The sequence below is a fragment of the Enterobacter sp. MF024 genome (assembly GCF_005843915.1).
In the GTDB taxonomy this organism is placed as follows: domain Bacteria; phylum Pseudomonadota; class Gammaproteobacteria; order Enterobacterales; family Enterobacteriaceae; genus Enterobacter; species Enterobacter barmai.
This window is the reverse complement of the sequence record NZ_VCBB01000005.1, coordinates 26,412-39,129: the sequence shown is the minus strand read 5'-3', so window position 1 is coordinate 39,129 and position 12,718 is coordinate 26,412. Positions and strand designations below refer to the sequence as shown.

Here is a 12,718-nt window from a genome sequence, read left to right as displayed (position 1 = left end):
GGGTAATGAACGGTGCGGGGATTAAATCGCCGCGTCGTCTTCTTCGCCGGTGCGGATACGGATGACGCGCGATACGTCAAAGACGAAGATCTTGCCGTCACCGATTTTACCGGTCTGCGCGGTGCGGATAATGGTATCCACGCAGGTTTCCACGATGTCGTCCGACACCACGATTTCAATCTTCACCTTCGGCAGGAAATCGACCATGTATTCCGCGCCACGGTAGAGCTCAGTGTGGCCCTTCTGACGACCAAAGCCTTTCACCTCTGTCACCGTCATGCCGGTGATGCCGACTTCCGCCAGCGCTTCACGTACATCATCCAGTTTGAAAGGTTTAATAATCGCATCAATCTTTTTCATGGTGGTCCTTAAACTTATGCCTGTCAGCTGCCTCGTAATCGGTTGCTCACAGTATCATATTCAGGCGGAATTTAGGGTATCACTCTTTAAAATCGTTTGCTTCCAGCTCGTGGCGCGACAGCAGCTTATAAAACTCGGTGCGGTTACGTCCGGCCATCCGCGCAGCATGGGTGACGTTGCCTTTGGTGATCTGCAGTAACTTACGCAGATAGTTAAGCTCAAACTGGTTGCGGGCCTCGACGAAGGTCGGCAGGGCGGTGTTTTCCCCCTCCAGCGCCTGCTCTACCAGCGCATCGCTGATCACCGGCGAGGAGGTCAGGGCCACGCACTGCTCAATGACGTTCACCAGCTGACGCACGTTGCCGGGCCAGCTGGCGGTCATCAGCCGCTTCATGGCGTCGGTGGAGAACGCCCGGACAAACGGCTTGTGACGCTCGGCGGACTGGCGCAGCAGCTGGGTGGCCAGCAGGGGGATATCTTCTGCCCGCTCCGCCAGCGCCGGGATCTTCAGGTTAACCACGTTGAGACGATAGAAGAGGTCTTCGCGAAACTCGTTGCGCGCCATCGCCTTGGGCAGATCCCGGTGGGTGGCGGAGATAATACGCACGTCGATGTCGATATCGCGGTTACTGCCGAGCGGCCTGACTTTGCGCTCCTGTAACACGCGCAGCAGCTTGACCTGCAAGGGGGCGGGCATATCGCCAATCTCATCGAGGAACAGCGTGCCGCCTTCCGCCGCCTGGAACAGCCCTTCCCGGCTGCTGACCGCCCCGGTGAAGGCCCCACGGGCATGTCCAAACAGCTCTGACTCCAGCAGTTGTTCCGGCAGCGCCCCGCAGTTGATGGCGATAAAGGCTTTTTTGCCGCGCGGGCTGGCGTTGTGAATGGCCTGGGCGAGGATCTCTTTCCCGGTGCCGCTCTGGCCGTTAATCAGCACGCTGACGTCAGACTGCGCCACCATGCGGGCCTGCTCCAGCAGACGCAGCATGATCGGGCTGCGGGTGACTATCGTCTCCCGCCACGTCTCGTCCCCGGACGGCGCGGCGTGCTCCAGGGCATCATCAATGGCTTTATACAGCGCGTCTTTGTCCACCGGCTTGGTGAGGAAGCTGAACACCCCCTGCTGGGTGGCCGCCACCGCATCCGGAATGGAGCCGTGGGCGGTGAGAATAATGACCGGCATACCGGGCTGGAGCTTCTGGATCTCGGTGAACAGCTGCATGCCGTCCATCTCGTCCATCCGCAGATCGCTGATGACCAGATCGACCTTCTCGCGCCCCAGCACCTTCAGCCCTTCCTGACCGCTTTCGGCGGTCACGACGCTGTAGCCCTCGCTCACCAGACGCATGCCCAGCAGCTTCAGCAAACCAGGATCGTCATCCACCAGCAAAAGATGCGCAGGTTTTCGGCTTGTCATGGCTTTCCGTCCTCTTGTTTCGGGGCATCGCTATTCGGCTCTGTCGCATCACCCTCGGTGCCGGCGGGCGACGTGGCGCTCTTCGGTGCATCCGGCAGATAGTTACTGACCGGCTTACGAGTGGAGAGCTGGCGTTCAATATCGGTCAGGTTCTCCAGCTTGCGGGTGGTGGTATCCAGCTGCGCGCGCAGATATTGCTGCTGCTGGCGCAGAGTGTCCAGCTCACCGTCGGTGGTCTGTTGCAGCTTACCGTAGCGGGAACGCTCCTCCGCCAGCTGCAGCTGCAGCACCTGCCCGTGTCGCCACAGCTGATACAGCGGGCGCACCTGGGGCGGGATCTGCGGGCTCAGCGCATCCAGCCGGGTGGTCAACTGGCGACGCTCCACCGGGTTAATTTTGGCATTCGCCAGCAGGAGCCCGCGTTTAAAGCTCTCCTGCCAGGTATCATCGGTCCAGCCCCGGGCCTCTGCACGCGCCGCGGCGGGTGAGAGACGATCCGCGCAGTCCATGCCGCGCAGCCAGTAAAGCGGGTTGCTGTCGGTCTCCTGACCGTGCAGCTGCCAGATATTATTGCAGTCGGTAGACAAGAAGTCCGCCAGCTGATGCTCAGGCAATTTTTCATCCTGCTTGCCGCTAATAGCGCTGGTCGGCGCGTGGGTGACGCACCCGGCCAGCAGCAGGCAGGGAAGGCTCAGGCGGATAAAGTGACGGGAAAACACCGCGTTAATGGCGCGGGAAAAGACGTGTGACATACTCACCAGACTTAGATTCATTTTAGTGATTTATCCGACTCAAGCGGCAGTTCGATGCGAAAGCACACATCGGTATGGTCGTCATTGACAAGATTAAGCTCTCCCTGCATACGACGGATACAGTCGCGGGCGATACTCAGCCCCAGGCCGCTTCCCTTCACCGCCCCTTTTCGTTGATGACTACCCTGAAAAAAGGGTTCAAAGATCATCGTTTTTTCATCGTCAGGGATCGGGCTTCCGGTGTTGGCGACATCGATACAGACCCGCGAGCCGCGCGTAAAACTGCGAACATAAATGGTACCGGATTCAATACCATAGTGCACCGCATTGGAATAAAGATTATCCAGCACGCTCATCAGCAGCATCGGTTCGGCTAAACAGGCGGGCGTCGCCAGCGACAGTTCAGTATGCATCATTTTAGCCCGTGCAGGCAGGCTGTGGGCCGAGAGCACCATATCCACCAGCGGCGCGAGCTCCACGCGCTCAAGCTCCGGGATGCCGTCGGCCAGTTTACGGTTGTAATCCAGCAGCTGTTCAATCAGCTTTTGCAGGTTGCGGCTGCTGGCATCGAGGATCTCGACAATCTCTCGTTGCTCCGGCGTCAGCGGCCCGGCGACCTCATCGGCCAGCAGTTCGGTGCCCTCACGCATGCTGGCGAGAGGGGTTTTCAGCTCGTGGGAGATGTGGCGTAAAAACTGGTGGCGCTGGGATTCGAGCCACGACAGCCGCTCGGAAAGCCAGATGATGCGTTGCCCGACCGAACGTAACTCGCGCGGGCCGGTAAAGACCACGGTATTGCCCAGCGAGCGCCCCTCCCCCAGCCGGTTAATCATGCGCTCAATGCCCTTAACCGGGCCGATGATCATGCGGGTGAAGAGCAGGACTAGCCCCAGGCTGACCAGAAACAGCACCAGCGCCTGCCAGCCAAAGAACTGGCCGCGCTCGGCGATCTCCTGCTGGAGCTGCTGACCGCGGGAGAAAATCACCGAGCGGGTCGTCTGTACCATCTCGGTATTGGCGGTGGCAAAAGCCTCCAGCCGTAAGGCGGACTGGGCATCAGGGCCGCTGTTGATGCACTGCAGCTGGGACAGCGCGTTGATATCCTGGCGCAGCGTCTGGTAGAGCTTGTCGTCGGGCAGAACACCGGCGTGGGCGTCGAGCATTTCGCTGTAGCGCTTACGCTGGTTCTGATACACCCGCGCAAGGGTTCTGTCGTCGAGGACGCAGTATTGTCGGTAGCTGCGCTCCATCTCCAGCGCGGCATTGGTCATCGCTTCGCTGCGCCGGGCATCAATGAGGGTGGTTCGGTTGGTGAGCGCCGCCTGCGCGCTGAGCGCGTTCAGGCTCTGCCATGCCTGCCATGCCAGCACCAGCAAAGGCAGCAGGATCAGCAGGAAGGCCATCATGACTAACTGTCGTAAGGAGCGAGGGAAAACAGGCCAGCGTTTCAACGCATTACTCTCTGTCGCGAGGGAATAAGGGGATGCTAGCCGGACAAGAGTTCAGATACAACAAAGCCGGGTTAAAAACCCGGCTTTGTTATGGAATGAGGCGGTGCCTAACTCGACGTTTCGCCCTGGGTCTGATAAAGCAAAGCTATGATCAGTAGTTGGACGGCAGGCACCTTTTTGTGCGTCATTCGAAGTTTATGTAGCGCGTCCCGAAGGGGCTGACATAAGAGGGTGAATGAGCCACTGGTTATTATTATGCAACAGATGTGCCATAATGCAAATAAAAATATTAATCACCTGAAAAATAAGAATTTTTATGACGTGATGTAGTAATTTCGCAGGGTATGGTTTTCAGGCTATCTGTCGCTTATTAGCAACACCCTGAACAGGTTATTGCGGGGTTTATATAAATCAACGAGTTAAATGTCGCTTTTTAGCGACACCGCATAATGTGAGTTGTCGCACATTTGCGACACTTAAAAATATGCCGGGCGGCACTGCGTTTGCCCGGCCTACAAACTCTACTCCGGCCTTTGTAGGCCCGGTAAGCAAAGCGCCACCGGGCACAACAGTGAGAGCTTAACCCAACTGCTTACGCGCGTTGCGGAAGATACGCATCCACGGGCTGTCCTCGCCCCAGTTCTCCGGGTGCCAGGAGTTGCTCACGGTGCGGAACACGCGCTCAGGGTGCGGCATCATCACGGTTACGCGACCGCTTTCGCTGGTCACCGCGGTGATCCCGTTGGCGGAGCCGTTCGGGTTTGCCGGGTAGTTTTGCGTGACCTTGCCGAAGTTATCGACAAAGCGCAGCGCCACCAGACCTTTGCTCTCCAGCTCGGCCAGATGCGCGGCGTTACGCAGCTCAACCTGCCCTTCACCGTGGGATACGGCGATTGGCATCTGCGATCCCACCATACCCTGCAGCAGCAGAGACGGGCTCTGGGTCACTTCAACCAGGCTGAAACGCGCTTCGAAGCGATCGGACTGGTTACGCACAAAGCGCGGCCAGGCTTCGCTGCCCGGGATCAGTTCGCGCAGGTTAGACATCATCTGGCAGCCGTTACACACGCCCAGCGCCAGGGTCTGCGGACGGTGGAAGAAGGTTTCGAACTCATCGCGAACGCGTTCGTTGAAGAGGATGGATTTCGCCCAGCCTTCGCCCGCGCCCAGCACGTCACCGTAAGAGAAGCCGCCGCACGCCACCAGCGCCTGGAAATCGGCCAGACCGGTGCGGCCTGCCAGCAGGTCGCTCATGTGCACGTCGATAGCATCGAAGCCTGCACGGTGGAAGGCTGCCGCCATCTCGACGTGGGAGTTGACGCCCTGCTCACGCAGCACGGCCACTTTCGGACGGGCGCCACGGGCAATATACGGTGCGGCAATGTCTTCGTTGAGGTCGAAGGACAGCTTCACGTTCAGGCCCGGATCGTTGTCGTTGGCTTTCGCCTCGTGCTCCTGATCGGCGCACGCCGGGTTGTCGCGCAGACGTTGCATCTGCCAGGTGGTTTCTGCCCACCACATACGCAGCGTGGAGCGGCTTTCGGCAAAGACCGTCTGGCCGTTGGCGTCGATAACAAAACGATCCCCGCTCACCGCTTTACCCAGATAGTGCACGCAGTCGCCCAGACCATGCTGCGCCAGCAACGCTTCCACCGCGTCGCGATCCGCTGCACGCACCTGAATCACCGCGCCCAGCTCTTCGTTGAACAGTGCAGCCAGACGATCGTCGCCCAGAGAGGCGATGTTTGCCTCAACGCCGCAGTGACCGGTGAAGGCCATTTCTGCCAGGGTAACCAGCAGGCCGCCGTCGGAGCGGTCGTGGTAGGCCAGCAGTTTACGTTCTGCAACCAGCGCCTGAATGGCGTCGTAGAAGCCTTTCAGCTGTGCTACGTCGCGCACGTCAGCCGCGTTGTCGCCCAGCTGGCGATAGACCTGCGCCAGCGCGGTCGCGCCCAGCGCATTGTGGCCTTTACCCAGGTCGATCAGCAGCAGGGCGTTGTCTTCGGTGGCGAGCTGCGGCGTGATGGTGTGGCGCACGTCTTCCACGCGGGCGAAAGCGGTGATCACCAGCGACAGCGGAGAGGTCATCTCGCGCTGCTCGCTGCCTTCCTGCCAGCGGGTTTTCATCGACATGGAGTCTTTGCCCACCGGAATGGTCAGGCCGAGAGCAGGACAGAGCTCTTCACCCACCGCTTTCACCGCTTCGTACAGCCCGGCGTCTTCGCCCGGGTGACCGGCTGCGGCCATCCAGTTGGCGGAGAGCTTGATACGTTTGATGTCGCCAATCCGGGTGGCGGCAATGTTAGTCAGCGCTTCGCCTACTGCCAGACGGGCAGAAGCCGCGAAGTCCAGCAGGGCAACCGGGGAGCGCTCGCCCAGCGCCATCGCTTCACCGTAGTAGCTGTCGAGGCTGGCGGTGGTCACCGCGCAGTTCGCCACCGGTACCTGCCACGGGCCTACCATCTGATCCCGGGCAACCATGCCGGTCACGGTGCGGTCACCGATGGTGACGAGGAAGGTTTTCTCCGCGACGGACGGCAGATGCAGAACGCGGTTGACCGCGTCGGCCACGGTGACGCCCTGCAGGTCGAGCGCTTTACCGCTGGCTTTGCGGGACTCAACGTCGCGGGTCATCTTCGGCGTTTTGCCCAGCAGTACGTCCAGCGGCAGATCAATCGGCTGGTTGTCGAAGTGGGTATCGCTTAAGGAGAGGTGCATCTCTTCGGTGGCTTCGCCGATCACCGCGTACGGCGCGCGCTCGCGGCGGCACAGCTCGTCAAACAGCGGCAGCTGCTCTGGCGCCACGGCCAGCACATAGCGTTCCTGGGATTCGTTACACCAGATCTCCAGCGGGCTCATGCCTGGCTCATCGCTCAGGATGTCGCGCAGGTTGAAGCGTCCGCCGCGGTTGCCGTCGCTGACCAGCTCCGGCATGGCGTTGGACAGACCGCCCGCGCCCACGTCGTGGATAAAGAGGATTGGGTTGGCATCGCCCAGCTGCCAGCAGCGGTCGATCACCTCCTGGCAACGACGCTCCATCTCCGGGTTGTCACGCTGGACGGAGGCAAAGTCGAGATCCGCGTCAGACTGGCCGGATGCCATAGAAGAGGCTGCCCCGCCGCCCAGACCGATGTTCATCGCCGGGCCACCGAGCACGATCAGCTTCGCGCCAACAACGATCTCGCCTTTCTGCACGTGATCGGCGCGAATGTTGCCGATCCCGCCTGCCAGCATGATCGGCTTATGGTAGCCGCGCAGCTCTTCGCCGTTGTGGCTGTCCACTTTCTCTTCATAGGTACGGAAGTAGCCGTTCAGGGCCGGGCGACCAAATTCGTTGTTGAACGCCGCGCCGCCCAGCGGGCCGTCGGTCATGATGTCCAGCGCGGTAACAATACGCTCTGGCTTGCCGAAATCTTCTTCCCACGGCTGCTCAAAGCCCGGGATACGCAGGTTGGAAACGGAGAAACCGACCAGACCCGCCTTTGGTTTTGCCCCACGACCGGTTGCACCTTCGTCACGGATTTCACCGCCGGAACCGGTCGCAGCCCCCGGCCACGGCGAGATCGCCGTCGGGTGGTTGTGGGTTTCAACCTTCATCAGGATATGCGCAGGCTCCTGATGGAAGTCATAGCGCCCTGCTTCGCGATCGGCGAAGAAGCGGCCCACCTCGGAACCTTCCATCACCGCGGCGTTGTCTTTATAGGCCGACAGCACGTGGTCAGGGGTTTTCTCCATGGTGTTCTTGATCATTTTAAACAGCGACTTCGGCTGCTGCTCGCCGTCAATAATCCAGTCGGCGTTGAAGATCTTGTGACGGCAGTGCTCAGAGTTAGCCTGCGCGAACATATAGAGTTCGATGTCGTTCGGGTTGCGGTTCAGCTTAACGAATGCATCCTGCAGGTAGTCAATTTCATCTTCCGCCAGCGCCAGGCCTAAACGCAGGTTGGCGTCAATCAGCGCCTGACGGCCCTGGCCCAGCAGATCCACGCTCTGGACCGGTGCAGGCTGGTGGTGAGAGAAGAGCTGCTCTGCGTCGTCGAGAGAAGCAAACACGCTCTCCATCATGCGGTCGTGCAGCTCGGTTGCCACAACGGCCCACTGGGCGTCGGTGAGGCTGGAGGCTTCAACGTAATACGCCACGCCCCGCTCCAGACGGTTAATCTGGCTCAGACCACAGTTATGGGCGATGTCGGTTGCTTTAGAAGACCAGGGGGAGATGGTGCCAGGGCGAGGCGTGACCAGCAGAAGTTTACCGTTCGGGGTATGGCTGCTCAGGCTTGGGCCATACTTCAGCAGGCGTTCCAGTCGGACCATCTCGTCTGCCGACAGAGGCGCGGTCAGGTCAGCAAAATGGACATACTCAGCGTAAATATTGCTTACCGGAAGGTCGGCCGCCTGAAAACGTGCCAGCAGTTTGTTGATACGGAAGGCAGACAGTGCAGGCGAACCACGCAGAATTTCCATCATAAGTCTCTCGTCTTCGAAGCGCCGGAGGCGCTTACAGTGTGCGCAAGGGGGGAAAACGGGCGCCATTATAGTGGATCCTGCGCGCCGACGAAACCGTTTGCGTCGTAATAAAATCGTTGCTGGCATTTAGCAACAAATGTTGCCGCGCCTGCTAATAAGTTGCCAAGTGGCGTAACTTTGCGCAAAATGCCGCGAAATCTTTGGTAATACTTGTTTTAACTGTGGCCAATACTAACCAGAATAATACACAGCATATAGAATCAACTTATTGAAAAAATTAAAGATTAATTACCTGTTCATCGGCATCGTCACCCTGCTGCTGGCAGCGGCCCTCTGGCCATCAATCCCCTGGTTCGGTAAAGCCGAAAATCGCATCGCCGCCATCCAGGCGCGGGGGGAGCTGCGCGTCAGTACCATCGTCTCTCCCCTCACCTACAGTTCGGTAAACGATAAGGTCATTGGGCTGGATTACGAACTGGCGCAGCATTTTGCCGACTACCTGGGCGTGAAGCTGAAAGTTACGGTGCGCCAGAACATCAGCCAGCTGTTTGACGACCTTGATAATGGCGATGCCGATCTGCTGGCCGCAGGCCTGGTCTATAACAGCGAGCGCAGCAAAAACTATCAGCCAGGCCCGACCTACTACTCTGTCTCGCAGCAGCTGGTCTATCGCGTGGGCAGCCTGCGTCCGCGCACCCTTGCCGGCCTTACCGCCGATCGGCTTACCGTCGCCCCCGGCCATGTGGTGATTGACGACCTGCGGGCGCTGAAAGAGAAAAAGTACCCCGACCTCAGCTGGAAGGTTGATGAGAAGCTCGGCACCACGGCGCTGCTGGAGCAGGTGACGGACGGGAAACTGCCCTACACCATTGCCGACTCGGTTGCCATCAGCCTGTTCCAGCGCGTTCACCCGGAGCTGGCCGTGGCGCTGGACGTCACCGACGAGCAGCCTGTCACCTGGTTCAGCCCCCTTGACGCCGACCAGACGCTCTCCGCCGCCATGCTCGATTTCTATAACGGGATGAATGAAGACGGCACCCTGGCGCGTCTGGAAGAGAAGTACCTCGGCCACGGCGACGATTTCGACTATGTCGATACCCGCAGCTTCCTGCGGGCGGTGGATAACGTCCTGCCGGAGCTGAAACCGCTGTTTGAGAAGTACGCCCAGGAGATTGACTGGCGTCTGCTGGCCGCGATTTCGTATCAGGAGTCTCACTGGGATGCGCAGGCCACCTCGCCAACCGGCGTGCGCGGCCTGATGATGCTGACCAAAAACACCGCCCAGAGCCTGGGCCTCACCGACCGTACCGATGCCGAGCAGAGCATCAGCGGCGGCGCGCGTTACCTGCAGGATATGATGGCGAAAGTGCCGGAGACGGTGCCGGAGGAGGAGCGGATCTGGTTTGCGCTGGCGGCCTATAACATGGGCTATGCCCATATGATCGACGCCCGCGCCCTGACCGCGAAAACCAAAGGTAATCCGGACAGCTGGTCAGACGTAAAGCAGCGCCTGCCGCTGCTGAGCCAGAAGCCGTATTACAACAAGTTAACCTATGGCTATGCGCGCGGCCACGAGGCGTACGCCTACGTGGAGAATATCCGCAAATACCAGATAAGCCTGGTAGGGTATCTGATGGAGAAAGAGAAAGAGGCGCTGGCGGAGCAGCAGCTGGCGCAGGCCTATCCGGTGGTGTCACCGGATGAGCTTACTCACCCCATAACTTCGATTCTGCCTTTTGCTGCTTTTTCTGCTGACGCCGCATTCGAAAGAAGTCACTTAGCAACGCCGAACACGCTGGTGCCAGTACCCCTCCAATAATGTTGACCTGATGATTCATGCCGGGGTGGCTGAGCACGTCCAGCAGCGAACCTGCCGCGCCGGTTTTTTCATCCCGCGCGCCATACACCACCGTGCCAATCCGGCTGTGGATCATCGCCCCGGAGCACATAACGCAGGGTTCAAGGGTGACATACAGGGTGGTATCCAGCAGGCGGTAGTTTTGCAGCACCAGCCCGCCCTGGCGTAAGGCCATAATTTCGGCATGCGCGGTAGGGTCATGGCGACCAATCGGACGATTCCAGCCCTCGCCAATCACCTGATTGTTGTGGACCAGCACGGCACCAACCGGGACTTCGCCTTCATCCCAGGCACGTTGGGCAAGCTGGAGCGCGTGGCGCATCCAGTATTCATGATTAAGTTCGGGGTCGGACAACGCAGCATACTCCAGTCTGAAAAGCGGGCGCATTATACACACCCGCTATGCATAATCACACAATCATTCCAGTTGCTGCAGTTCGCCCAGCGGCGTGACGCGCCAGCGGTGCTGGCAGAAGTAGAGAAGCGGGTTATCCTGTTTGCTGTCGCTGTAGCCGCTGTAGAGCCGGAGCGGGGTGCCGATTTTTTTCTCCAGCTGCACCACCTTCTCGTGGCCGAGGCAGCGCATGGTCAACACCCAACCGCCGTAAGCGCGGCCAATCTGGGTGGCGATCAGATTGACGCGCGGCAGCCAGGGGGTATCAAAATAGACCTGTTCCACCAGCGACTGCGGCGAGCCGGTGATCAGCCAGATATCGGCGTCGTTGGCGTCCAGGTAATTTGTCAGCCGATCCTGCACCACCGGAAAGGCGGTGACGTGCTCGCGAAACCAGCTGACAAACTCTTTCTCCAGCTGTTTGAGCCGGGCTTCGCTGTGGCCGAAGGTGCAGCCCCACAGCAGCAGGCTCATCGGCCAGCGGGCGGCGCGCCCTTTCACCAGCAGCACGCAGCCCACAATGGGTAGCAAGGGCAATACGAGCAGGGCATTCAGGGGCTGTCGGCGCAGTAAATAGCGCATAAAGGTACCGAACATATCCTGCTGATGCAGCGTTCCGTCCAGATCAAAAAAGACAACGCGACGCTCGTTATTTGCCAAACCTTACTCCTCTGGATCGTTAAACCCTAACAGCCAGGTAAACAGGAACCCGGCGATCACCGCTACCAGATAGCCTAACAGATAGAGCATGACTTTTCCGGTCACGATGGTTAATGCCAGCGGTAAACCGGAAATACCAAAGGTAATCACGGTGGCGACTTTCCAGTAACCGATCAGCGCCCCGCCAACCGCGCCGCCCAGACAGGCACCGATAAACGGCTTGCCCAGCGGCAGGGTGACGCCGAAAATCAGCGGCTCGCCAATGCCCAGCAGACCAACCGGCAGCGCCCCTTTGATCACCTTTTTCAGGCGTTCATTGCGGGTTTTCATCAGCACCGCAATCGCCGCGCCGATCTGCCCGACCCCGGCCATCGCCAGAATAGGCAGCAGGGCGTTGTAGCCGTGGGCCTGCACCAGCTCAACGTGGATCGGCACCAGCCCCTGATGTAAACCGGTCAGCACCAGCGGCAGGAAGGTACCGGACAGCACCGCGCCCACCAGGAAACCACCGCGATCGATAGCCCAGGAGGCACCGTGAGCGATGGATTCTGAAATCCAGCCACCCAGCGGCTGCAGGACAATAATTGCAATGCCCCCGGTGATAAGGGTGGTCAGCAGCGGGTTGAGGATCAGCTCCAGCGAGCCCGGCAGGGCGTTGCGCAGCTTTTTCTCGATCCAGCACATCAGCACCACCACCAGCAGCACGGCGATCACCCCGCCCCGCCCCGGCTGCAGCGCTTCACCAAACAGGGTGATCTGCGCCAGCTGCGGGCTGGAGAGAATGCCGGCCATCACCCCGCCTAACGCCTGCGAGCCGCCAAACACTTTGGCGGTATTAACCCCGACCAGAATGTTCATGATGGCGAAGACCGCGCTGCCGAAAATGCCGAGGATCCCGAGCAGGTTTGGATAGTGCGTCGCAAAATCCCCGACAATGTCCGGGCGCTTGAGGATATTGATAATCCCGGTAATCAGCCCCGAGGCAATAAACGCCGGAATTAGCGGAATAAAGACGTTAGCCAGCATGCGCAGCGCATCGCTCATCGGGGCTTTGTATTTGGCCTTGGCCTGGGCTTTGGTGCGCTCGGCATCATCGATGACCGCCCCGCCCATCAGCGAACGCATGGCGTCCACAACCTGCGCCGCCTTGCCGGGACCGACAATCAGCTGATGCTGCTCCCCTTGTTTTACATAACCGCTGACGCCGGGCAGTTTTTTCAGGGTAATTAGATCGAGCTTGTCGTCATCCTGAACCTCCACCCTCACCCGCGTCATACAGTTTTCCAGACGCAGTATATTTTTCTCTCCGCCGATCCCCGCAAGAATACCGCTGGCGAGCGCTGCTGTTTTTTCCATGTA

The 12,718-nt window shown here is 59.5% G+C and carries 9 protein-coding genes; 1 reads left to right on the top strand and 8 read right to left on the bottom strand.

All coding sequences use genetic code 11. The features are described 5' to 3' along the window. Window positions 1–21: 21 nt before the first annotated feature. The 5 genes from glnB to purL all read right to left on the bottom strand — a co-directional run bounded on the left by glnB (window position 22) and on the right by purL (window position 8,447). The gene (gene glnB, locus FFB58_RS09655; RefSeq protein WP_039029746.1) at window positions 22–360 is read right to left on the bottom strand and encodes a nitrogen regulatory protein P-II; all 339 of its coding nucleotides are present in this window, start codon (window positions 358–360) and stop codon (window positions 22–24) included. Between the two features lie 79 nt (window positions 361–439). Beyond that, window positions 440–1,777, bottom strand: coding sequence for a two-component system response regulator GlrR (glrR, locus tag FFB58_RS09650; RefSeq protein WP_039029747.1), 1,338 nt, complete (start codon window positions 1,775–1,777; stop codon window positions 440–442). After that, on the bottom strand, window positions 1,774–2,550 hold the full coding sequence (qseG, locus tag FFB58_RS09645) for a two-component system QseEF-associated lipoprotein QseG (RefSeq protein WP_039029748.1): 777 nt from the start codon (window positions 2,548–2,550) through the stop codon (window positions 1,774–1,776). The genes glrR and qseG overlap by 4 nt, the downstream gene beginning before the upstream one ends. Then, window positions 2,547–3,980: a two component system sensor histidine kinase QseE/GlrK gene (qseE, locus tag FFB58_RS09640; protein ID WP_039029749.1), complete on the bottom strand. Its 1,434-nt coding sequence runs from the start codon at window positions 3,978–3,980 to the stop codon at window positions 2,547–2,549. The genes qseG and qseE overlap by 4 nt, the downstream gene beginning before the upstream one ends. Window positions 3,981–4,559: 579 nt before the next feature. Then, window positions 4,560–8,447, bottom strand: a complete 3,888-nt coding sequence (gene purL / locus FFB58_RS09635; protein WP_138369743.1) for a phosphoribosylformylglycinamidine synthase — start codon at window positions 8,445–8,447, stop codon at window positions 4,560–4,562. A 268-nt stretch (window positions 8,448–8,715) separates the two neighbouring features. On the opposite strand from purL, the gene mltF reads away from it, so the two are divergent. Then, on the top strand, window positions 8,716–10,266 hold the full coding sequence (gene mltF / locus FFB58_RS09625; RefSeq protein ID WP_138369742.1) for a membrane-bound lytic murein transglycosylase MltF: 1,551 nt from the start codon (window positions 8,716–8,718) through the stop codon (window positions 10,264–10,266). On the opposite strand, the gene tadA is transcribed toward mltF, so the two are convergent. Genes tadA through FFB58_RS09610 form a run of 3 tightly spaced genes read right to left on the bottom strand, consistent with a single transcriptional unit; the run spans window position 10,154 to window position 12,715 of the window. Beyond that, entirely contained in the window at window positions 10,154–10,693 is a 540-nt protein-coding gene (gene tadA, locus FFB58_RS09620; protein ID WP_138369741.1) for a tRNA adenosine(34) deaminase TadA, read from the bottom strand. The genes mltF and tadA overlap by 113 nt on opposite strands. A gap of 30 nt (window positions 10,694–10,723) precedes the next feature. After that, window positions 10,724–11,359 (bottom strand): phosphatidylglycerophosphatase C, encoded by a 636-nt coding sequence (yfhb, locus tag FFB58_RS09615; RefSeq protein WP_039029753.1) that lies wholly within the window; start codon window positions 11,357–11,359, stop codon window positions 10,724–10,726. Window positions 11,360–11,362: 3 nt separating this feature from the next. Next, entirely contained in the window at window positions 11,363–12,715 is a 1,353-nt protein-coding gene (locus FFB58_RS09610; RefSeq protein WP_138369740.1) for a PTS transporter subunit EIIC, read from the bottom strand. Between the last annotated feature and the right edge of the window lie 3 nt (window positions 12,716–12,718).

Bases quoted from the DNA above. Each gene is read 5' to 3' on its own strand.
- glnB (WP_039029746.1), bottom strand. From the start codon at position 360: ATGAAAAAGATTGATGCGATTATTAAACCTTTCAAACTGGATGATGTA.
- glrR (WP_039029747.1), bottom strand. From the start codon at position 1,777: ATGACAAGCCGAAAACCTGCGCATCTTTTGCTGGTGGATGACGATCCT.
- qseG (WP_039029748.1), bottom strand. From the start codon at position 2,550: ATGAATCTAAGTCTGGTGAGTATGTCACACGTCTTTTCCCGCGCCATT.
- purL (WP_138369743.1), bottom strand. From the start codon at position 8,447: ATGATGGAAATTCTGCGTGGTTCGCCTGCACTGTCTGCCTTCCGTATC.
- tadA (WP_138369741.1), bottom strand. From the start codon at position 10,693: ATGCGCCCGCTTTTCAGACTGGAGTATGCTGCGTTGTCCGACCCCGAA.
- FFB58_RS09610 (WP_138369740.1), bottom strand. From the start codon at position 12,715: ATGGAAAAAACAGCAGCGCTCGCCAGCGGTATTCTTGCGGGGATCGGC.